The 22058-nt window shown below is 30.9% G+C and carries 18 protein-coding genes; 10 read left to right on the top strand and 8 right to left on the bottom strand.

The window, feature by feature from the left end:
* Positions 1 to 30: 30 nt before the first annotated feature.
* A complete protein-coding gene (locus tag B4G36_RS00685) occupies positions 31 to 1863 on the bottom strand; it encodes an ABC transporter ATP-binding protein (RefSeq protein WP_291061240.1) in 1833 nt (610 codons plus the stop codon).
* A 149-nt stretch (positions 1864 to 2012) separates the two neighbouring features.
* On the bottom strand, positions 2013 to 2438 hold the full coding sequence (locus B4G36_RS00680) for a DUF2147 domain-containing protein (RefSeq protein ID WP_286486909.1): 426 nt from the start codon (positions 2436 to 2438) through the stop codon (positions 2013 to 2015).
* A gap of 332 nt (positions 2439 to 2770) precedes the next feature.
* Between B4G36_RS00680 and epsC the strand changes: the two genes are divergently transcribed.
* The 3 genes from epsC to clpB all read left to right on the top strand — a co-directional run bounded on the left by epsC (position 2771) and on the right by clpB (position 7235).
* Positions 2771 to 3544 (top strand): serine O-acetyltransferase EpsC, encoded by a 774-nt coding sequence (gene epsC, locus B4G36_RS00675; protein ID WP_291061237.1) that lies wholly within the window; start codon positions 2771 to 2773, stop codon positions 3542 to 3544.
* Between the two features lie 12 nt (positions 3545 to 3556).
* A complete protein-coding gene (gene cysK / locus B4G36_RS00670) occupies positions 3557 to 4465 on the top strand; it encodes a cysteine synthase A (protein ID WP_115002351.1) in 909 nt (302 codons plus the stop codon).
* A 157-nt stretch (positions 4466 to 4622) separates the two neighbouring features.
* Positions 4623 to 7235: an ATP-dependent chaperone ClpB gene (gene clpB / locus B4G36_RS00665; RefSeq protein WP_291048033.1), complete on the top strand. Its 2613-nt coding sequence runs from the start codon at positions 4623 to 4625 to the stop codon at positions 7233 to 7235.
* Between the two features lie 54 nt (positions 7236 to 7289).
* On the opposite strand, the gene B4G36_RS00660 is transcribed toward clpB, so the two are convergent.
* On the bottom strand, positions 7290 to 7799 hold the full coding sequence (locus B4G36_RS00660; RefSeq protein WP_221855726.1) for a DUF2480 family protein: 510 nt from the start codon (positions 7797 to 7799) through the stop codon (positions 7290 to 7292).
* Positions 7800 to 7899: 100 nt separating this feature from the next.
* Between B4G36_RS00660 and lpxB the strand changes: the two genes are divergently transcribed.
* The 4 genes from lpxB to B4G36_RS00640 all read left to right on the top strand — a co-directional run bounded on the left by lpxB (position 7900) and on the right by B4G36_RS00640 (position 11606).
* Positions 7900 to 9012, top strand: a complete 1113-nt coding sequence (gene lpxB / locus B4G36_RS00655) for a lipid-A-disaccharide synthase (RefSeq protein ID WP_286494960.1) — start codon at positions 7900 to 7902, stop codon at positions 9010 to 9012.
* A gap of 246 nt (positions 9013 to 9258) precedes the next feature.
* Entirely contained in the window at positions 9259 to 9699 is a 441-nt protein-coding gene (locus B4G36_RS00650; protein WP_180905443.1) for a hypothetical protein, read from the top strand.
* Between the two features lie 13 nt (positions 9700 to 9712).
* Positions 9713 to 10270, top strand: a complete 558-nt coding sequence (locus B4G36_RS00645) for an RNA polymerase sigma factor (protein ID WP_038333274.1) — start codon at positions 9713 to 9715, stop codon at positions 10268 to 10270.
* On the top strand, positions 10257 to 11606 hold the full coding sequence (locus B4G36_RS00640) for an outer membrane beta-barrel protein (RefSeq protein WP_038333276.1): 1350 nt from the start codon (positions 10257 to 10259) through the stop codon (positions 11604 to 11606). Before B4G36_RS00645 ends, B4G36_RS00640 begins: the two co-directional genes overlap by 14 nt.
* Positions 11607 to 11622: 16 nt before the next feature.
* On the opposite strand, the gene B4G36_RS00635 is transcribed toward B4G36_RS00640, so the two are convergent.
* Positions 11623 to 12060, bottom strand: a complete 438-nt coding sequence (locus B4G36_RS00635; RefSeq protein ID WP_260391932.1) for a DUF2141 domain-containing protein — start codon at positions 12058 to 12060, stop codon at positions 11623 to 11625.
* A 76-nt stretch (positions 12061 to 12136) separates the two neighbouring features.
* On the opposite strand from B4G36_RS00635, the gene B4G36_RS00630 reads away from it, so the two are divergent.
* Positions 12137 to 14101: a ComEC/Rec2 family competence protein gene (locus B4G36_RS00630; protein ID WP_291061235.1), complete on the top strand. Its 1965-nt coding sequence runs from the start codon at positions 12137 to 12139 to the stop codon at positions 14099 to 14101.
* On the opposite strand, the gene B4G36_RS00625 is transcribed toward B4G36_RS00630, so the two are convergent.
* From B4G36_RS00625 to B4G36_RS00610, 4 genes are all read right to left on the bottom strand, one after another.
* Positions 14091 to 14534, bottom strand: a complete 444-nt coding sequence (locus tag B4G36_RS00625) for a thioredoxin family protein (protein WP_125348917.1) — start codon at positions 14532 to 14534, stop codon at positions 14091 to 14093. The two genes, B4G36_RS00630 and B4G36_RS00625, sit on opposite strands and share 11 nt — an antisense overlap.
* 15 nt (positions 14535 to 14549) lie before the next feature.
* Positions 14550 to 16634 carry a peptide MFS transporter gene (locus B4G36_RS00620; RefSeq protein ID WP_291051849.1) on the bottom strand — a complete coding sequence of 695 codons (2085 nt, stop codon included), beginning with the start codon at positions 16632 to 16634 and terminating at the stop codon, positions 14550 to 14552.
* A 29-nt stretch (positions 16635 to 16663) separates the two neighbouring features.
* Positions 16664 to 18148 (bottom strand): peptide MFS transporter, encoded by a 1485-nt coding sequence (locus B4G36_RS00615; protein WP_125348915.1) that lies wholly within the window; start codon positions 18146 to 18148, stop codon positions 16664 to 16666.
* A 171-nt stretch (positions 18149 to 18319) separates the two neighbouring features.
* Positions 18320 to 20479, bottom strand: coding sequence for a S9 family peptidase (locus B4G36_RS00610; RefSeq protein ID WP_291061234.1), 2160 nt, complete (start codon positions 20477 to 20479; stop codon positions 18320 to 18322).
* 847 nt (positions 20480 to 21326) lie between these two features.
* On the opposite strand from B4G36_RS00610, the gene B4G36_RS00605 reads away from it, so the two are divergent.
* Together B4G36_RS00605 and B4G36_RS00600 are read left to right on the top strand one after the other, a co-directional pair.
* Positions 21327 to 21512, top strand: coding sequence for a class IIb bacteriocin, lactobin A/cerein 7B family (locus tag B4G36_RS00605; protein ID WP_291061233.1), 186 nt, complete (start codon positions 21327 to 21329; stop codon positions 21510 to 21512).
* A 306-nt stretch (positions 21513 to 21818) separates the two neighbouring features.
* Positions 21819 to 22058 (top strand): hypothetical protein (locus B4G36_RS00600; protein ID WP_291061231.1); only part of this gene is annotated, 240 nt, incomplete at its 3' end.

The raw sequence follows: 22058 nt of genomic DNA, 5'->3' as shown, positions 1-22058 counted from the left end.
AGCGGATTTTTTTGTTATATAAAGTAAGTTTTATTCAAAATTCTGCATATTTACCAAATTGGCATAAACGCCTTTTTTCTCGATAAGTGAATGATGATTTCCTTGTTCAATAATTTTACCTGCTTCCATTACAACAATTTTATCCGCATTCTGAATTGTTGATAAACGGTGCGCAATAACCAAAGAAGTACGATTTTGCATCATATTATTCAAGGCAACTTGTACCAATTTTTCAGATTTCGTATCCAAAGCAGAAGTTGCTTCATCCAAAACCATAATCGGTGGATTTTTATAAACCGCACGCGCAATACTTAAACGTTGTTTTTGTCCACCAGAAAGCTTGCTACCTCCCTCTCCTACTGACTCTTGATATTTTTCTGGCATTTTTACAATAAACTCTTCCGCATTTGCAATTTGCGCAGCATATTCTACTTTTTCCAAATTTGGAGATTTATCACCTAATGAAATATTATTAAAAATTGTATCATTAAACAAAATAGAATCTTGCGTAACCAAACCAAATAACAAGCGATAATCATTTAATTTTATATGTTTGATATCAATTCCATCAATCAAAATTTGACCTGATTTCACATCCCAAAAACGAGTAATTAAATTAGCCAAAGTCGATTTTCCAGAACCAGATTGCCCAACTAAAGCAACGGTTTCTCCTTTATTAATTGTTAAATTAAAATTCTCGATCACATTATGTTTTCCATAAGCAAATGTGACATTTCTAAACTCAATTTTATCTTCAAACACATCAATTCCTTTAGCATCTGGAACATCTTTTATCGAAACATCAGCATCTAAAACTTCAAAAATACGTTGTGCAGAAACTTCTCCTTTTTGTACATCTGATAATGCTTTCGAAAAACGTTTAATCGGATCTAATAATGTATAAAATGTTGCGATATAAAAGATGAATTGTGAACCGGTTAAACCATTTCCTTCTAACGATAATTTTCCTCCAAAAAATACAATTAATCCAATTGTAACAGCACCTAAAAATTCACTTGTTGGTGAGGCCAAAGCACGTTTTTTCATTACTTTTTGAAGATATTTTCGATAACGATTAATTGATTCATCAAAACGACCTTTTACTTGATCTTCAGCATTAAAAATTTTGATAATCTTAAGCGAAGAAAGTGTTTCGTCTACATAAGTAATAATGTTAGATAATTCGTCTTGTGCGTGAGCTGCAGCTTTTTTCAGACTTTTTCCAATCAACGAAATAATTGTTCCCATTATTGGAAAAACTAAAATAGCGAAAATTGTTAATTGATAACTAACTGTAAACAATACCACAACGAAAACAATAATCATAATTGGCGAACGAACAATCTCTACTATTGAATTTAAGATGTTAGATTCTACTTCGTTTACATCACTTGAAATACGATTAATCATATCTCCTTTTCGTTTTTCAGTAAAATAAGCAACTGGCAAATCAATAATTTTGTTGTGAATATCAACACGTAAATCACGTGTCACACCCGAACGTAAGTCTACCAAAGAAGTTTCTGAAAGAAAACTGAAAATATTTCGAAATAAAAATGCAATAATAAATATCACACACGAAATCGCTAACACATAAACTGGTCCTTGAGTTTGAGAAAGCTCATTCATATAATAAGCTGAATAATCTGAAAAAAATTGTTTCAGATTACCCAAATCACCAGAATAAATAGGTTTTGCGATAACTCCAGGTGATTTTTCACCAAACAAAACACTCAAAATTGGCATCATAAAAGCCAATGCAATTACATTGAAAAGTGCATAGAGTAAATTGAATATAATCGCTGTAACAAACGAAGTTCTATATGGTTTTGCGTATGAGAACGCTCTTTTAGTTAAACTCATTGATGTATTTTAGAAAATCAAAACCTTAGTTTTGAAGCTACAAATTTACGTAAAAAAAATAATGACTATTCTTTTAGAAATAGTCATTATAGAGTAAAATTTTGTGGGTTTGATTACTCAGAGTAACCTTTTCGTTTTTGTTTTGATTTTTATTTAACTCGTTGCCAAGTTTGCGTTCTTCCTACAAGAGAAATCCCGATAAAACCTCTTACGTCTAATTTATCATTTCCGTTAAGAGACATTTTTGCTTTGTATTCCTTTCCACTATTAGGATCAATGATTTTTCCACCATTCCATTCCTTTCCATCTTTTTTAAGACCAGAAAGAATTTGCATTCCTAAAATTGGTTTATTTTTTAATGCGCCTGAACAATCTGTACATTTTGCATCTTCTTTTCCTTTTGTTAAAATCTTAGTGACTTTACCATAAAGTTTTCCATCTTTCTCGAAAATCTCTACGTAAGACTTCGCCTGTTTTGTCTCATCATCAATTGTTTTCCAAATTCCAATTGGTGATTGCGCATACATTAAAGATGTCAACATAAAGAATAATCCGAATAAAATTGATTTTTTCATATTTTTATCCTTTAAAATTTATTTCACTAAAATAACTATTTTTTAGTGTAAATAAAACACTATGCTTTATTTTTTATAAAAATAATCTTTTTTAAACACATAAACCCTTTTATAATATTGATTACCAGTTATTTAATTTAATAAATAATTTTAAATAAATAAAAATAGATTTTATTCATAAAAGTCAAAACAGTGTATTATTATGCTTACATAGCAATAATAAAAGAGAAAGCATTTTTATGGGTTTTGTCATTTTTTCGACAATTTCTTCTTCAAGAATAAAAAAATGAATACATTTGCCTACTATTTTTATAGAGTTTATAGATTTAAGAATGTATCAGCTTACGAAATACAGTTTACCATTTAGAAAACAAGAAGTAGAACCGTTGATAGAATCCATTATTTATGATGAGATTTTTCAACAACCAAATCCTTTGTATAAGAAAGAAGATTTACTCAATCAATTCAATTCTATCTTGTTAAAAATTGTTCCTGAGGAGAAGTCGAATCAAATTAGTTTATACTTTTTTGAACAATTCAAACAACTTAGACAAGAATTAGAAGAACTGATTTTTGTTTTTTATGCAAATGATCCTGCATCTAAATCAGAAATTGAAATCATTTTAGCTTATCCAGGTTTTTTTGCGATTGCAATTCACCGTTTAGCACATATTCTCTATAAATTAAATACGCCAATTCTTCCCCGTTTTTTTTCTGAATATGCACATTCTAAAACTGGAATTGATATTCATCCTGGTGCTACAATTGGAAAAAATTTTTATATCGATCATGGTACAGGAATTGTGATTGGAGAAACAACATTGATTGGTGATCATGTAAAAATTTACCAAGGCGTAACATTAGGAGCGTTTTATGTTTCGAAAAATTTGGCTGATAAAAAACGTCATCCAACAATAGAAAACAATGTCACGATTTATGCTGGAGCCACTATTTTGGGAGGAACAACTGTAATTGGAGAAAATTCTATAATCGGTGGAAATGTTTGGATTACAGAAAGTATAGAAGAAGATTCTGTTGTCTATCAAGAGAATCAACCGCAAATAAAAAAACAAAAAAAAGAACAACATATCAATTATATCATCTAAAACCTTACAACAATGATTTACAATAACGTATTAGAAACTATAGGAAATACACCAATTATTAAACTAAATAAATTATTTCCCAACCATAATGTTTATATTAAAGTAGAAAAACAAAATCCAGGTGGATCAATTAAAGATCGTATTGCTTTAGCAATGATTGAAGATGCGGAAAAAGCTGGAATTTTAAAACCTGGAGGAACAATTATAGAACCTACTTCGGGTAATACAGGAATTGGCTTATCATTTGTTGCAGCTGTAAAAGGTTACAAAATGATTATCACAATGCCAGAATCAATGTCAATTGAGCGTCGAAAAATTATGGAAGCTTATGGTGCTGAATTTGTTTTAACGCCAAAAGAATTAGGAATGAAAGGCGCTATTGCAAAAGCACAAGAATTAGCCGAAACAATAGAAGGCGCTTGGGTTCCGCAACAATTTGAGAATAGTTCGAATCCGACAGTTCATTATAATACAACTGCAAAAGAAATTCTTTCTGATTTTCCACAAGGAGTAGATTATTTAATCACAGGAGTTGGAACAGGTGGACATCTTTCTGGAATTGGAAAAGCATTGAAAGAAATTAATTCTTCAACAAAAGTTATCGCTGTAGAACCAACCGATTCTCCTGTCATTTCAGGAGGAAATCCTGGTCCACACGCGATTCAAGGAATTGGAGCAGGCTTTATTCCAACTAATTTAGATACTTCAATTGTTGATTCTTCTATTCAAATTACAAAAGAAGAAGCATATGAATTTGCAAAAAAAGTGGCTAAAGTAGAAGGTTTATTTGTTGGAATTTCGACAGGAGCTTCGCTGGCTGCAGTTGCAAAAACATTGAATGAAGTAGACAAAGAAGCAAAAATATTAACTGTCAACTACGATACTGGCGAACGCTATTTATCAGTAGAAGGTTTATTTTAAATACTATAAAAATTTTTAAACGAGAGGAGATGTTGTCAAAATGTCTCCTTTTTTTATTCAATATAGTCAAAAAGTCAGTTTTTAGGTTTTATTTCTACTTTGGAATTTTTTTTGATGAAGTACAACAAACAAAACCAATATAAAAAACTAAAAACCAATGGATTTTAATCAATTTACAATAAAGGGTCGTGAGGCGATTCAAGCAGCGCAGCAAATTGCAGTTGCTAAAAAAAATCAAGCAATAGAACCAGCTCATATTTTAGGCGGAATGATAGATGTTGATGAAAACGTATTATCATTAATCTTAGAAAAACAAGGTGTAAAAATGGATATGTTGAAACCAGAGCTGGATTTAGAAATCAATAAATATCCAAAAATTGAAGGTCAACAAGGAAATCATCTTTCCAATTCATCTAACCAAATTTTGCAATCTGCACAAGAAATTGCAAAAGAGATGAACGATGATTTTATCACATTAGAGCATTTATTATTAGGTATAATCAAGAATGTATCACCTGTAAGTCAGTTATTAAAAAATAGAGGTGTTACATTCGACAACACAAAAAAATTAGTAACAGAATTGAGAAACGGAGAAAGAGTAACTTCTGAAAACGCAGAAGGAACATATAATTCATTAAATAAATACGCTAAAAATTTAACAGATTTAGCAAAAGAAGGAAAATTAGATCCTGTAATTGGACGTGACGAAGAAATTCGTCGTGTTTTACAAATTCTATCTCGTCGTACAAAAAATAACCCAATCCTTATTGGTGAACCAGGTGTTGGTAAAACTGCTATAGCAGAAGGTTTAGCTCATCGTATCATCAATGGAGATGTTCCTGAAAATCTTTTGAATAAACAAATTTTTTCATTGGATATGGGAGCTTTGGTTGCGGGTGCAAAATACAAAGGTGAGTTCGAAGAGCGTTTGAAAGCCGTTGTAAAAGAGGTAACTGCTTCGAATGGAGAAATTATTTTATTCATCGATGAGATTCACACGCTTGTTGGTGCTGGCGGTGGCGGAGAAGGCGCAATGGATGCAGCAAACATCCTAAAACCTGCTTTGGCTCGTGGCGAATTACGTTCGATTGGTGCTACAACTTTGAATGAATATCAAAAATATTTTGAAAAAGATAAAGCTTTAGAGCGTCGTTTCCAGAAAGTAATGGTTGAAGAGCCAGATGAAGAATCTGCAATTTCTATTCTGCGTGGAATCAAAGATAAATATGAGCAACACCATAAAATTGGAATCAAAGACGAAGCAATTATTGCGGCTGTAAAATTATCAACACGTTATATTACAGATCGTTTTTTACCAGATAAGGCCATCGATTTGATGGACGAAGCGGCTTCTAAGTTGAGAATGGAAATGAATTCTAAACCAGAAGATTTAGATAAATTAGATCGTAGAATTATTCAGTTGGAAATAGAAATTGAAGCGATAAAACGTGAAAATGATGAGAAAAAATTGAATCTTTTGAAAGAAGAATTATCTAATCTTCAAGACGAAAGAAATCAATTGAATTCAAAATGGGAAGCGGAAAGAAATCGTGCCGATGAAGTTCAAGATTTAAGAAAATCTATCGAAAATATCAAATTCGAAATTGAGCGTGCAAAACGTGATTATGATTATGCAAAAGCCTCAAAATTAGAGTTTGAAGATTTAGTAAATGCAAAAAATAATTTAGAAGAAGCTGAACATAATCTTGAACAGAATAAACAAAACAAACTAGTAAAAGAGTTTGTTGATGCAGATGATATTGCAGAAGTTGTATCAAAATGGACTGGAGTTCCAGCTCAGAAAATGATGCAATCTGACCGCGAAAAATTATTGAATTTAGAAAGCGAATTACACAAACGTGTACTTGGACAAGAAGAAGCAATTACGGCTGTTTCTGATGCAATTCGTCGTTCTCGCGCAGGTCTTAGTGACGAAGGAAAACCAATTGGTTCGTTCTTATTCTTAGGTTCGACTGGTGTTGGGAAAACTGAGTTAGCAAAAGCTTTGGCTGAATTTTTATTCGATGATGAAAATGCAATGACTCGTATCGACATGTCCGAATATCAGGAGCGACATGCAGTTTCTCGCTTGGTTGGGGCACCTCCGGGTTACGTTGGTTACGACGAAGGTGGTCAGTTAACAGAAGCAGTTCGTCGTCGTCCTTATTCAGTTATTTTGTTGGACGAAATTGAGAAAGCGCATCCAGATGTTTTCAATATTTTGTTACAAGTTTTGGATGACGGACGTTTGACAGACAACAAAGGTCGTGTGGTTAACTTTAAAAATACGATTATCATTATGACATCGAATTTTGGTTCTCATACGATTTTGGATAAATTCTCGAATATTGACGAAAATAATGTGGCGCAAGTTTATGATGAAACAAAAGATGTCGTTTTTGAGGAATTGAAACAAAACTTTAGACCAGAATTTTTGAATCGTATTGATGAAATTATTTTGTTCCGTCCATTGAGTGAAAATCAAATTTCTGGAATCGTGAATATCTATTTAAGCGGAGTTGCTAAGAAATTAGCACAACGTGATATTACATTAGATATTACGCCAGAAGCTGTCGATTATTTAGCAAGAAAAGGCTACGATCCACAATTCGGAGCACGACCATTGAAACGAGTTATTCAACAAGATGTATTAAATGAACTTTCAAAAGAAATTTTAAAAGGAACAATAAATGATAATGATGCGGTTTTAATCGATTATTTCGAAGAAAAACCTGGAGATAATAAATTAGTTTTCAGAACTAATCAATAAGTATATTACGATTTTATTCATGTGTAAAAAAATCCGCTCGTTGAGCGGATTTTTTTATTTCTTCTTTTTATAAAGCGGAACAGTGCTACACGCTTCACCAAACATTAACGAACTTACAATTGGTTGTAAACGTTCAATCAACTGAATATAAGCTGATTCTGGTACAGGTTTGTGAGAGCAACCTTTCACAATTATTTTTCCATCAACATAATCTTCATAAGGCAAATGATCTACAATTTCTGTGTACAAAATCGTATCCAAATCTTGTAAACTTCCATGTACAATTCGTTTCGCAATTGGCGACAAATAGGTTGCGACCAACAAATAAGCCCAAGACGGAACAATCGCATCCGCAGTACACGTTAACGCTACATATTTATCTTGATATTGTGTCCAATCATGATTTTTCAGATTTTCTCTAAAATCCTTTTCTCTAAGAATCAATTCTTCATATAACCAATCTTTCAAGTCAAAAACAACACGATCTCCATCAGGATAATAATCCTGTAAATCAATTGTTACTAAACTACTATTGGCAACTTTATTTATAATTTCGTCTGACATTTTTCTTTGTTTGAAAGAGTAAATTTACGCAATAAAAAACATTGAAATCTACTCCACTTATAGATTTCTCCTATCTTTGTAAGAAGAAAAATGATTTCCATTGAAATACTATATCATTGCAGGTGAAGCTTCGGGCGATTTGCACGCATCGAACTTAATGAAAGAATTAAAATTAAAAGATCCACAAGCTGAATTCAGATTTTGGGGAGGAGATTTGATGCAAACGCAAGGCGGAACTTTAGTCAAACATTACAGAGATTTGGCGTTTATGGGTTTTGCTGAAGTTGTAATGAATTTGAGAACGATTTTAGGAAATATTTCGGTTGCTAAAAAAGACATCGAAGCTTATCAGCCAGATGCAGTTATTTTAGTTGATTATCCTGGTTTTAATCTCAGAATTGCTGAATTTGTAAAAAGTCTTGGAATTAAAATTTACTATTATATTTCGCCACAAATTTGGGCTTGGAAAACTGGTCGAGTTCATAAAATCAAAAAAGTTGTCGACAAAATGTTTGTGATTCTTCCGTTCGAAGAAGAATTTTATCAACGTTACAATTACAAAGTAGATTTTGTCGGAAATCCATTATTAGATTCGTTGAATAATCTTCCGCCAATTGATGAACAACAATTTAGAAAAGATCATAATTTAGACGAAAGACCAATTATTGCTTTACTTCCTGGAAGTCGAACACAAGAAATTAAAGTCAAATTACCTTTGATGCTTTCAGTGGAAAAAGATTTTCCCGATTATCAATTTGTTGTGGCTGGTGCACCATCTCAACCAATCGAAAATTATAAAAAAATTGCAGGCAACAACTTGAAAATTGTTGAGAATAGAACCTATGATTTATTACGAGTTTCTCATGCAGCCTTGGTTACATCAGGAACAGCAACATTAGAAACTGCTTTACTGAAAGTTCCAGAAGTTGTTTGTTACAAAGGAAATGCTATTTCGTACGAAATCGGAAAACGTGTTGTAAAAAACATTCGTTTTATTTCGTTGGTAAACTTGATTATGGACGAAGAAGTAGTGAAAGAGTTAATTCAATATGATTTAACTTACGAAAATATCAAACGAGAATTAGATTTAATTTTAAATTCTCCTAAACGTGAAAAAATCATGAAAAGCTACGAAGAATTGTATCATAAACTTGGTGGAATTGGCGCTTCAGAAAGAACCGCTTCACTAATTACTGAGGACTTAAAAAAATAATTAAAAAAAAGTAAAAGTTTGACGCAACCTTTTATTGTTTTTTTAATCTTGTAAGCTATAGATGTCATTCAGATCTAATTATTAAAATGTTTCAGGATTGACTTAATTAAAGTTTACACCTATTCTAACAAAGTAATCCTCTTGATTTTCAAGGGGTTTTCTTATTCTATATATTAATTTCTTATTCTTTCACGCAACCTTTTCTAAAATCTATATCTTATTTTTATAACGATTAAAACTCATACAATGAAATTAATGAAAAGATTAAGCATGTTTGCTTTGGTAGGTATTTTAGGTTTATCAACATTTAGTTGTTTAAATAATGATGACTCAGATTATATGAATTATGGTTTTTTAGCAACAACGGCAATTAATGTTCATGAAGACTCTATTCAGCCAGTAGGAAAAACTACAAATATTCGAGTAACGTACGAAAAAACAAATTCTTGTCAAAATTTTATTCAATTTAGCTCTTTACAAGGAAGTACAACTTTTAAACACAACATTGGTGTTTATGCAAGTCAAAGTAATGGAAACTGCACGCAAAATACTTCGTACGAAACAAAAACTTTGAAGTTTACACCTAAAGAAGCTGGTGAGTACACATTAAGATTTTGGACGGGAAATAAACCAAATTCAACTGAACCAATTTATGACTCAATTGTGTTAAATATCAAAGAAAAATAAAGTCCAATAAGTTTTGAATAGTGACTCTCTTGAAATTTTAATCAAGCAATGTCAAGAACAAAATAGAAAAGCTCAAGAAGAAATTTATGTTGAGTTTTCACCTGTTTTGTTCTCGATCTGTCTTCGTTATGCCGAAAATTATGAAGATGCGCAAGATATTTTTCAAGAGGGTTTTATTCATATCTTCAATAAAATAAATCAATTCAAATTCGAAGGATCTTTTGAAGGTTGGATGAAACGGATAATGGTAAATCTTAATTTAGAAAAACTAAAAAAGAAGAATAATTTACCTTTTGAAGATTTCGAAAATCTCATTATCACACAGGAAGATGACGACGAAGTTGAAGAAGATTTTGATTATCAACAGTTGTTAGAAGCCGTTCATAATCTTCCACCACAATATAGGCAAGTTTTTAACCTCTACGTTTTTGAAGAATATTCGCACCAAGAAATTGCAGAAATGCTGACCATTTCGGTTGGAACTTCAAAATCAAACTTATCAAGAGCACGAAATTTATTAAAACAAAAACTCAATCAATTAAAAACTGTCACAGAAGATGAACAAATTTGATCAACATATTAAAGATAAACTCTCGCAACCACAACTTCCTCCTTTGGATGCTTGGAAAAATATTCAGGAGAAATTAGACGAGAAAGAAAAGAAAAAACGAATCATTCCTTTATTTTATTGGATTGGTTCTACTGCGGCATGTTTAGTTGTGGGAATTTCTATCTATTATTTTAATCAAAATGATACAATTAACGTTAATCATATGCCGACTAATGAAGTTGTAAAAACAAAATCGACTTCTAAAGAATCTATCAAAAAAGATTGGAATAATATTGAACATACAAATGAAAAGTCTTTTGATAATAAGATTGTTTCTTCTGTAAAAAAATCTTCTAAATCAAATCAAAAAACAATTCAAAGTTCAAGTTCATATTTTGAAAATATAATTGGAGAATCAACTTTATTTTCGAATACAATTCCAAATCAAAAAGAAGATAAAACACTAGAATTATCTCAAAAGAATTCAACTCAAAAAGATAATTTTGTACAAAATAATTCTTCAATCAATCCAAAAAATGAAGTTTCTGAAAAAGAAACTAATCCTAAAATTTTAGAAGAAAAACCATTAGAATTAGTTCTTCAAGAAGAGGAAAAAAAGAAAGAGAAAGTAGAAATCAAACAGAAATCTCCACTTCTGACGATTTCTTCGTACATCAATCCAACAAAAGTGTTAGAATCAAAATCTATTTTAGCAAATGAATTTAATGATTACAACATCAAAAATAACATTACAGTTGCTTATGGCGCAAAAGTTTCTGTTCGATTAAATGATAAGATAAATGTTCGTTCGGGAATTGCAAAAGTTGAGTTGGAACAAAATACAACCAATATAAATTCGGGAATCAATACAGGTGTTTATGCACTTTCTGCAAGCATGCCAAAATCATCTAACAATATCACATATCATTCGAATATTCGAGTTGTAGGTGATAATATATCACATACAACAATGACCATGTTGTCTTCTGAAACCAATACTATGGAACAAAAAGTTCATTACATCGAAGTTCCATTAGAAGTTGAATATAAATTGGCAAGTTTTGATAAATTCAATATTATAGCAATAGCGGGAGGAAGTTATTTTGCTGTAACGAAAAATTCTATTTCATTAGCTGATACTAATACAAGATCAAATTATAAATTAGGCGAAGCAAATAACTTAAATAATTCGAGTTATAGCGCTAACGCTGGAGTTAAGTTAGAGTATAATTTATCAAATAAATCAAGTATAAATTTGGAACCAAATTATAGATATATGCTAAATCCATTGAAAAATGTAGATGCTAAAAATCCTTCTTTATTAGGATTGAATATAGGTTTTTCAATTAAATTTTAACAAAAAAAGACGAAGATTATTCTTCGCCTTTGTTATTGTTTAATTTGATTACAATTGTATTATTTTCTTCAGTCATATCCACTTTGGCTTCCTCAAAAGTTGGCTCACGCAAAATAGGATCTAAATTCTTAGAAAAACCATACGGTTCTTTACGCACACCCAAAAAACTTTTATCAAGCTGTTTATTATTGTTCGTATCCAAATACACTTTTACCGCATAAAATGTTGGCTCAATATCTTTAAAAACCGTTTCATACTTGTCTATATCAGCAACTGGAACGTACAATTTTTTGAATGCATTTTGACCTTTTGTATAATTTTCTACATTTCTATAAAACTCTATAGCCAAATTTCCTTTCATTTTCTTAAGGTTTGTGATTGATAGTTTTACATCAATTTGAGCCATTGCCATTTGAGTAAAAAATAACACAATTAATATAAGAATCTTCTTCATTTTTTTATTTTTTTAATCAATTCATTTACAAATAATTAAAACCTACTATTTGTAAAAAAATTTATAAATTATTAGGATGAAAAAGTATCTCTTTTTTACCCTAACAATTTGTTTCTCAATCGGAATAATTTTATCCGAATTATTAATTCCTGCTACAAATTTACGAATTATATTTTTTTCATTAATTATTCTACTTTTTATCTCTTTGTTAAAAAATAATAATCGTCAAAATATAATCACTTTTTTAGGCATTTCGATGATTTTAGGCTATTATATTCATCAAAATTATAATAGACATTCAAAAATTGATTTCGAATCTGTTTCGAGAATTCATTTACTAAAAGTCGTTTATAGTTCTAATTCTACCGAAAAATATACCAATTACGTTGTAAAAGATATTGAAACGAATGAGCAAATTTTACTTCATATCAAACCTCAACAACAAATTTTATATCCCAATGATGAAATCATAATTTTAGGAGAAAAAAGAGAAATCCAAGAACCGTTAAATCCATATCAATTTGATTATAAACGTTTCTTAAACAGAAAACGAATTTATTCTCAAATCTTTACAAATGAAATTATTTCTATTCACAAAGAAGGAAATGGATTTCGAAATTGGGTTGCCAAATCGAAAGTCAAGATTCGAAAAGAACTAACAGAACAAGGTTATTCCCTTGAAAGTAGAGCGATTATTTCGTCTATGCTTTTGGGTGATAGAACAGAGCTTTCGCAAGAACTCAATCAAAGTTATGTAGCAACAGGAGTTGTGCATATTTTATCCATTTCTGGTTTACATGTGATGATGATTTACATGATTTTACAATTCGTTTTACAACCATTATTAAAGCTAAAACAAGGTCGAAAAATTAGAATAATTATTAGCTTAATATTTATCTGGATCTTTGCTTTTTATGTCGAATTACAACCGCCAGTTTTTCGTTCTGCGTTGATGATTACCATTTATTATATTAGCGAATTACTCAACCGACCAAAAAATATTTTTCACACACTTTCACTTTCTGCTTTTATCATTCTAGTTTTTCAACCTAATTATTTGTTTGATGTTGGCTTTCAATTGAGTTTTTCAGCGGTCTTTTTCATTGTTTGGCTCAATCCAATTTTTGAGTATTATTGGAAAGTTAAAAATAGTTTCCTGAAGAAAATCAAGATTATGATTGAAACAAGTTTATCTGCTCAATTAGGAACTTTACCAATTTCGGTCTTGTATTTTAATCAATTTTCAGGATTGTTTTTATTTGGAAATTTAGTCTTGATTCCTGCTTCCTTTTTTATGATTTGTGGCGGAATAATTAGTATTCTTCTCATCATTTTCGATCTTAATATTCCAATCTATACATGGATTTTCAATCATTTTATCTATTACTCAAATCAATATATTTATTGGTTAGCGAACTTCAAGTTTATTGCAAAAGATGTTTACATCAGTTTATTTACCGCAATTTTGATTGGCGTTATTTTATATGCATCAAAACCATTGTTCCTAAAAAAATCTAAACTAGCATTATTTGTTTGTTTAATTTCTTTATTTCTAATTCAAGTGGAACGATTTCACCAAATTAATCAACTCAATCATTCGAATGAATTAATCGTTTTTAATCAATACAAGAATAGTATTATCGGCATAAGAAATCAACGAAGTTTAAGCATTTTAAGTGAAAATCCTTTAGATGAAAAAACATATAATTTTACGATTAAACCATATAAAATCCACGAAAGAATAAAAGATGTTAGTTTCTACTCTTATGATTCAGACTTTAAACATCAACATTTTATCAAACATCCAAATTCTATTGAAACGAAGTCATTTAAGCTCTTATTAAATGAAGAACATTCTGATACTCCTTTTTATGTGTTAATTCATCAATCAAATCTTTATCCTTTCGAAAATAATGAAAATTTAAAAAGGGTAATTGCTGATGCCAGCAACTACCCTTCTATTGTTACAGAACTCGAAAAAACTTCTGATTCTGTTTTATGGAAAACCTCTCAACAAGGTTATTTCTCGATTAAATTTTAATATCGTTTATGAAATCTGTTGAACTACGATAACCCAAAACGACTTTGTTGATATCTCCTTTTCCGTTCATCAAAACAGTTGCAGGATAACTCAATTGTCCGTTTGTAAAGGCATATGCCATATAATTCGCTTTAGCAGGTGCAATATAGGTGTACTGAATTCCCATAAATTTTACCATATCCTTTGTTTCTGCATCAAATTTTACCGCAATGTAATTTTTGTTTACATAATCTGCGACTTTATTATCTGTAAAAGTTTCTTTGTCCAAACGCTTACAGAATCCACACCAAGTTGTATAAAAATTAATCAATACAGGTTTTTCTGGATGTGCTTTTATTTCCTTTGTTGCTTCGTCTAATGATAACCATTTAATTTCTTGTCCGAAAAGAAATGATGATAAAATTAGGGCAGCGATTGCTAAGCTTGATTTCATAAATTTCAATCTTTATTATTTAACTCCGTGCATCAATTTCTTCATAACTGGATTTAATGCGATAACGATTAAACCTGCTACAATTGGTACAATTGTAAAGATTAAGAAGAAAGTTGATAACGAATATTCTTTGGTAATATTTTCGATTTGACCTCCTAAAATGGCTGCCAATTTGTTACCAATTGCAATTGCAAGGTACCACATTCCGAACATAAATGCAATCATACGTGCTGGAACTAATTTCGATACGTACGAAAGTCCAACTGGAGATAAGCAGAGTTCGCCCAATGTATGGAATAAATAAGCTAATACTAACCAGATGATAGAAACTCTAACACCTTCTGAAATTCCGTAAGAACCGAAAGCTAAGAATCCGAATCCGATTGCCATAATGATTAATCCTAAACCATATTTTACAGAAGCTGATGGGTTGTATTTAGAATCCCAAACACGAGAAACTAACGAAGCTAATGCAATGATGAAGAAAGAGTTTAATGTAGAGAACCAAGAAACGGTAATTTCTACTTGAGAATCTTTAATCTCTGCTACTTTCGCAGGAACAACTTCAGATGGTTTATTTTGATTTTTATATTCAGTATCTAATTTCACTAAACTTTCTGGAGAAACTAATACAAATTTATCTCCTTCTTTGTGAATATTAATATCAGATCCTTTTGTTAAAGCGTCTTGAGAAGCTAAATTAATTGTTTCAGTTACAATTTTATCTGTAGAGTTTGCCACATAAGAAGCCGTAACTGGTGTTTTATCAAAAACAGGTTGTCCTTCTTCGTTCATCACTTGTTTACCAGCGTCGTCTAATTTAGCCGTTTCAATTGCTTGGTAAGAAACATCGTAAGAGTGAGAAGTCCAGTTATAGTTTAACATCCAAATTGCAGCAGCCCAAATTCCTAAGAAAGTAAACGCTAAAACAACATTAGATAAAGCCGCTTTTTTAAATGTTTGTTTTGCTAATAAAATCAATACATACGAGATGAACAATAATGGAACAACTGTTAATAATGTATTGAAAACGTTGAATGCCATTGCAGCACCTCCAATTAAGTTACGTTCTGTATTATCACGCGCAAAGATTACTAATGATGTAGCTCCTTGTTCGAAAGACATCCAGAAGAAGATAACGAAGAAAGCAAAAATAATTACCGCAATCATACGATCACGAACCACTTTTGTATAATTTGCCAAACGACGAATTACCACAAAGAAGAACAAGAATAATGCTACTAAAATAACGACATTTTGTCCTGATAATCCTCCGATAGAGAATGGGAATAAGTTAATTCCACCAATTGCATTTAACGGATCATTGAACGCATATCCTAATCCTAAAAGCGTCATAATAACGATCAATACTTGATCTAATACTGTAAAAGGATTTGGTTTTTCTCCTGGTTCGTATTTTGGTGTATCATCATCAGCAGTAATTTGATTTCCTGTTTTTGAAGGAACCTCACCGATATACCCAAATAATGGTTTTGCTAACCAGAACTGTAATGTTCCTAATAACATGAAGATTCCAGCTAAACCAAATCCCCAGTGCCATCCTACTTTTTCTGCTAAGAATCCACACAACATCATTCCGAAGAATGCACCAGCGTTAACTCCCATGTAGAAAATTGTATAAGCACCATCCTTTTTCTCAGGAAAGTCTTTGTACATTTCTGATAAGATAGATGTCATATTTGGTTTAAAGAATCCTGTTCCAATAACCAAACACGCCAATCCTAAATATAAAAAGATAGGTGTATCAAAAGCCATGAATGCATGACCAAGAGTCATAATAATCGCACCAATTACAACTGCCCATCTATAACCTATGTATTTATCGGCAATAATACCTCCAAAGATGGGCGTAATGTATAATAACATTGCGTATGTTCCATATAAAGCAGTTGCTTTTTCTATAGACCATTCCCAACCTGGATTTAACCCAATAACTGCAGCTGTTAAAAACTGAATTAATAAAACGCGCATTCCGTAGAATGAAAAACGCTCCCACATCTCTGTAAAGAAAAGCACGAACAACCCTGACGGATGCCCAAGTACTTTTGAATCAAAGAAATTTTCTGATTTTGAACTCATGTTTGTTTGTTAAAAGTATATCTTAAAAGTTATTTTACGTCTTGCATTAATTTACGAATAAATGGAGACAATACGATGACAACAACACCTGCAACTAAAGAGTAAATTGCCAATTGTTGATAACCATCTGTATAAGCCATTAATTTATCTGTTAAAGATGCTGTTGGACTTGGGTCTGACATTCCAGCTCCTAAGATTCCTGCTAAATATTGCCCGTAAGCAGATGCTAAGAACCATAATCCCATCATCATTCCTCCTAAGTGTTTTGGAGATAATTTTGTTACCATTGATAATCCAATTGGTGATAAACACAACTCTGCAATTGTAACTGCAAAATATGCTAATGCAAATATTTCTAATGATGATAATCCATTTTCGTCAGCAAAAAATCTTAAAGAATAGAAGATATAATAAGCCCCTGCTAACATCAAGAAAGCTAAACCAAATTTTACAACTGTGTTTGGCTCAATTTTCTTTTTCGCCATCCATAACCAAACTAAACCTAATAAAGGTGAGAAAATAATAACATACAATGAGTTTGCACTATTATTCACAATGTTTGGATCTAATGGAACGCTAAATAAAGTTGAATGTAAGTTTTTGTTTGCAAACAAAGCTAAAGAACCTCCTGCTTGCTCAAAAATTGCAAAGAATAAAATAGAGAATGTAATCATGATAAAAGCAGCGATAAACTTACTTTTTTCTTTAGAACTTGGTATTTTATATAATTGAATTAAATAATAAATAATTGCCAATGGTCCTACAATAAACATAAACATATCTGTGTATGCTGTATTATGAATCATGATAAAAATTAAAGGAATACAAACCAATGCTCCTACATATACGGCTACTTCTCTAATTAATCTTTTCTTAGGATCCATTTTTTCAAGTGGAGAATCTCCAATTGGTCCCAGCTCGTTACGGATAAATAAGAATAAAACAACTCCAATTATCATTACGATACCAGCCGCTAAGAAAGCATAATTCCAACCAACTTGTTTACCTAAATAAACACAAACTATACCTCCTAAAAATGCACCTATATTAATCCCTGAATAAAATAAACCGAATCCAGCATCACGTCTTGGATCATCAGCTTTGTACAGTTCTCCAACCATCGAAGAAATATTTGGTTTGAAAAAACCTGTTCCAATAATACTTAATGTAATTCCGTAATAGAAAAATTGATGAGGATCTGTTGCAATTAATAAGTTTCCTGCAACCATTACCAACCCTCCGAAGATTAATGATTTTTTGAACCCTAAGATTCTATCTGCAAAAATACCTCCAATAAAAGTAAATGCATAAACAAAAGCTTGGATTGCTCCATATTTTAAATTTGATTCTGCATCCGTTAATCCCAACATATCTACCATAAAAATGGCAAGAACTCCTCTCATTCCGTAGAAGCAGAAACGCTCCCACATTTCTACCATAAACAAATGCCAAAGCTGTTTTGGGTATTTCCCTTCAAAGTTTTGAATTTGCTCTAAAGTTAATTTTTGACTCATAATTTCTTTAACTAAGCGCTAATATATCATTTAGATTTTATTAGCAATCAACGAAAATAAAAAAAACCTCCGACAATGCAGAGGTTTTTTTTATTTAATGTATGATTTTTGTCAATTTGAATAATGTTTCATCTTATTCATTGGCGTATTCTAATAAATACAGCTTTTTTCTTACAAATTCTTCTTGATAAAGTTTGTCATTTTACGGTAAAGCTGAATACGCGTGTTTCCACCATAAATCCCGTGATCTTTATCTGTATAAATTGCCATATCAAAATCTTTGTTCGCTTGTACCAACGCTTCCGATAATTCGAATGTGTTTTGTGGATGCACATTATCATCAGCAGAACCAGAAATTAATAAGAAATTACCTTTCAACTCGTTTGCATAATTAATTGGTGAATTGTCATCATAACCAGATGCATTTTCTTCTGGTGTACGCATAAAACGCTCTGTATAAACAGAATCATAATAACGCCAGTTTGTTACAGGAGCAACAGCAATCGCCGCTTTGAACACATCATTTCCTTTGAATAATACATTCGAAGCCATGAATCCTCCATAAGACCAACCCCAAATTCCGATACGAGATTTGTCCACATAAGGTAATTTACCAATTTCTTTTGCCGCAGCAATTTGATCTTCTACCTCATATTTTCCTAATTGTAAATACGTTTGCTTCTTGAAATCTTCTCCTTTGTATCCCGTTCCACGACCGTCAACACAGAAAACGATATAACCTTCTTGTGCCAACATCATGTGCCAATAATCATTTGAGTTGAAATACGCATTATTTACATTCTGAGAACCTGGTCCAGAATATTGATACATCAAAACTGGATATTTTTTGGTTGGATCAAAGTTTTTTGGTTTGATTACGTAAGCATTTAATTCGTTTCCTGCTGTCGTTTTCAACACAAATAATTCTTTTGTTCCAATATTATCTGTAGTCAATTTATCTTTTAAAGAAGTATTGTCAACGATAACACCCAAATCTTTTCCAGATTTAGATTCAACCAAACTAATTGTTTTTGGAGTTGTTGTATTCGAAAAAGTATTAATGAAATACGTAAAATTCTTACTGAAAGCAGCCGAATTTGTTCCATTATTTTTCGTCAACATTGTTGTTTTCTTACCATCTAAACTAACCGAAGAAATTTGTCTTTCTGTCGAAATACGTTTTCCATTATTTGAGTTTGATTGATAATAAAGTGTTTTATTACCAGGATTATACCCATAGTAATTCGTTACCTCCCAATCTCCTTTCGTCACTTGGTTAATTAGCTTTCCGCTATCTGCATAATGGTAAATATGGTTATTTCCATCGCGCTCAGAAGTCCATAAGAACGAATTATCTGCTAAAAATTCTAATGTTAAATTATCCGTTTCTATCCACGCTTTATTTGTTTCAGTAAATAATTTATTTACTTTTTTCGTGTTGATATCATAAAACGAAACATCTACATTATTTTGATGACGGTTAGACGTTACAACCGTTAATAAATTCGCTTTTGAAGAGAACTTAATTTTCGGAATGTAATAATTCTGAACTCCGCCTAAATTAACATTTGCAGTTGAGTTATTCTTCGTATCAAAAACATGTAACGAAACTTCCGAATTGTCTTGTCCTGCTTTTGGATATTTGTAACGTAATTCTTGTGGATAAAGATTATTGTGGTAAATCGGAATATTAATTTCTTTCACTTTCGATTCGTCAAAACGAACATAAGCCAAAGACGTTCCATCAGCATTCCAATCAAAATTTCTTACGAAACCAAACTCTTCTTCATAAACCCAATCGTTGATCCCGTTGATAATATTATTCTTTTTACCATCCGTTGTAACTTGAATTACCTTGTTCGATTTTAAGTCTTGAATGTATAAATTATTCTCAAAAGCAAAAGCTACCTTAGAAGCATCTGGCGAAAACAAAGGCTCTTGAATTCCTTTTCCATCAAATAACAATACTTTCGATTTTGTTTGTGTATCATACACTTCAAACTTTGCTGTAAACGAATGGCGATAAATTTGGTGCGAATTAGTTTGCAATAAAACGTAACGCTCATCAGAACTAAATTCATAACCTTCAAACTTTCCAGGAACGACAACTACATCAGAAGTCTGACCTTTTTTCAATGTCGATTCATACGAACGTTTTACCAATCCGTCTTTTGTAAGAATTGTATAATTTTCGCCATCATTCAATGAATTTACACCATATAATGAGTTTTCTCGGTATTTACCGCCATAAATTCCTTCAAGTGTAATTTGCTGCGCATACGAATATGCACTCATCGCCAAGACAGCTAAACTTAAAATAAATTTCTTCATAGTTTTCTTAAAATGTGAGTTCAAACTATCAAATATAAACAATTTAACTTTTTAGAAATATTATTTCTACTGAATAATGTTGCATTTTTACAGTTTCAAAAAAATATATAAAACTACTTTATACTTCTAATAATTTATTGCTGACAAATAGTTATTATTCTAATCAAAGTTCATTTTAAACTTAAACGCTATAATATAACAAATTATACCATACAAATTACAAAATCACCTTTTTGTGTCCACATTTGTCCACATTTGTCCACATTTGTCCAGTTCTGTCCATTACTTTTTTATGCAACTACACTTTTAAGAAAAAACAAAATTCTATACAAGCTACTATTAATCGTAGATAGAAGAAAAATGAATTTTTAGTCGATTTTCCCTTTGTTCGACCTTCGTTCGACCATTCTTCGACAATCCTTCGGAAAAACGGCATTCTCGTCGAAGAACGGTCGAAGAAACCACGAATAAACTCTATAGGGATTTATAAAAAAAATAATAACGTTACAGTAAAAAATTAGTACGAAAAAAAATAATTTTGTCTCGTACGAATATCTACATCCAACGGTAAAATGTGGTTTTCAGAGCGTTTTCAAACTCAAACTCGTTTATTCAAGACGGTACTCTCACAATATCAAAGTTTTAAGCCATTTAAAAGAGGTGTATAATAATGATTATGTTAAATTATCTTATTTTGATAAATAATTAGAATATTATCCGTTTTTAAATATTCATATAGATACTTTTTCTAATTTATGTTTATTGTTTTTTTTCTTGAAAAAATCTTTATATTATTGTTACAACCTAATCGTTTAGGTAATTAAAAAATGATTTAAAATCTATTACTATGAAAAATATAGAAAGTTTTAATCTAAAGGAATTAGGTTTTGAAGAACAAGTTTCTACTGATGGAGGTTTCGTTCCTATTTGTTTTGGTATAGTTGTATCAGCTAAAGCAGTTGCAGGAGCTGCTGTTGCTGCTTTTGGAGCAGGTGTAGGAATTGGATCTGTTGCCTATTTAGCTGGTAGATAATTTAATCTTTAAAAAAAAATAATTAAAATAATAACTATGAATATTAAAATTATCATTTGGCAATTAGGATTTATTATAATTTTATTTACCTTAATTTATTTTATTATAAAATTTATTAAAAAAAAAAGTTCTAATAAAATATTAATACTATTCCTAATAACAACCTTAATATCTTCTTGTCAAAATTCAGACGACTCAAATTATTATGATTCATAAAAAATTAAAATCACTAATAAGGCAGAACTTGATAAATATATTTTAACAAAAAATAAGAATTTTTTTATTCCAAAAAATATTAATAATGAATTGAATTATAAAATAATTCAATCAAATTCTATAAATTTTGAAACTTTTGAAGAATTTGATATGTTTTTAAACGAAATTTCATCTAAAGGTCTCACTGATTTTAAAAAAGATTTATGTGAAGACCAGAATGGTGAAAGTAATGAAAATTGCACAGGAGGAGATAAGGATAATTATTACAGAGTACAAACTATGATTGGTGTTTTTACATATTTTAATATAGTGGATATCCCCCTGAATTTT

Origin of the sequence: Empedobacter sp. UBA3239, from assembly GCF_002362875.1 — a bacterium.
GTDB lineage: Bacteria > Bacteroidota > Bacteroidia > Flavobacteriales > Weeksellaceae > Empedobacter > Empedobacter falsenii_B.
Note: the sequence above shows the minus strand (reverse complement) of the source record. Positions and strands in the feature narration are given on the sequence as shown.

What these genes read in the sequence shown, in the direction of transcription:
- cysK (WP_115002351.1), top strand. Translation starts at nt 3,557, where the DNA reads ATGATTTACAATAACGTATTAGAAACTATAGGAAATACACCAATTATT.
- clpB (WP_291048033.1), top strand. Translation starts at nt 4,623, where the DNA reads ATGGATTTTAATCAATTTACAATAAAGGGTCGTGAGGCGATTCAAGCA.
- B4G36_RS00630 (WP_291061235.1), top strand. Translation starts at nt 12,137, where the DNA reads ATGAAAAAGTATCTCTTTTTTACCCTAACAATTTGTTTCTCAATCGGA.
- B4G36_RS00640 (WP_038333276.1), top strand. Translation starts at nt 10,257, where the DNA reads ATGAACAAATTTGATCAACATATTAAAGATAAACTCTCGCAACCACAA.
- B4G36_RS00620 (WP_291051849.1), bottom strand. Translation starts at nt 16,634, where the DNA reads ATGAGTTCAAAATCAGAAAATTTCTTTGATTCAAAAGTACTTGGGCAT.
- B4G36_RS00650 (WP_180905443.1), top strand. Translation starts at nt 9,259, where the DNA reads ATGAAATTAATGAAAAGATTAAGCATGTTTGCTTTGGTAGGTATTTTA.
- B4G36_RS00635 (WP_260391932.1), bottom strand. Translation starts at nt 12,060, where the DNA reads ATGAAGAAGATTCTTATATTAATTGTGTTATTTTTTACTCAAATGGCA.
- B4G36_RS00660 (WP_221855726.1), bottom strand. Translation starts at nt 7,799, where the DNA reads ATGTCAGACGAAATTATAAATAAAGTTGCCAATAGTAGTTTAGTAACA.
- B4G36_RS00610 (WP_291061234.1), bottom strand. Translation starts at nt 20,479, where the DNA reads ATGAAGAAATTTATTTTAAGTTTAGCTGTCTTGGCGATGAGTGCATAT.
- B4G36_RS00680 (WP_286486909.1), bottom strand. Translation starts at nt 2,438, where the DNA reads ATGAAAAAATCAATTTTATTCGGATTATTCTTTATGTTGACATCTTTA.
- B4G36_RS00605 (WP_291061233.1), top strand. Translation starts at nt 21,327, where the DNA reads ATGAAAAATATAGAAAGTTTTAATCTAAAGGAATTAGGTTTTGAAGAA.
- B4G36_RS00685 (WP_291061240.1), bottom strand. Translation starts at nt 1,863, where the DNA reads ATGAGTTTAACTAAAAGAGCGTTCTCATACGCAAAACCATATAGAACT.
- B4G36_RS00615 (WP_125348915.1), bottom strand. Translation starts at nt 18,148, where the DNA reads ATGAGTCAAAAATTAACTTTAGAGCAAATTCAAAACTTTGAAGGGAAA.
- B4G36_RS00625 (WP_125348917.1), bottom strand. Translation starts at nt 14,534, where the DNA reads ATGAAATCAAGCTTAGCAATCGCTGCCCTAATTTTATCATCATTTCTT.
- epsC (WP_291061237.1), top strand. Translation starts at nt 2,771, where the DNA reads ATGTATCAGCTTACGAAATACAGTTTACCATTTAGAAAACAAGAAGTA.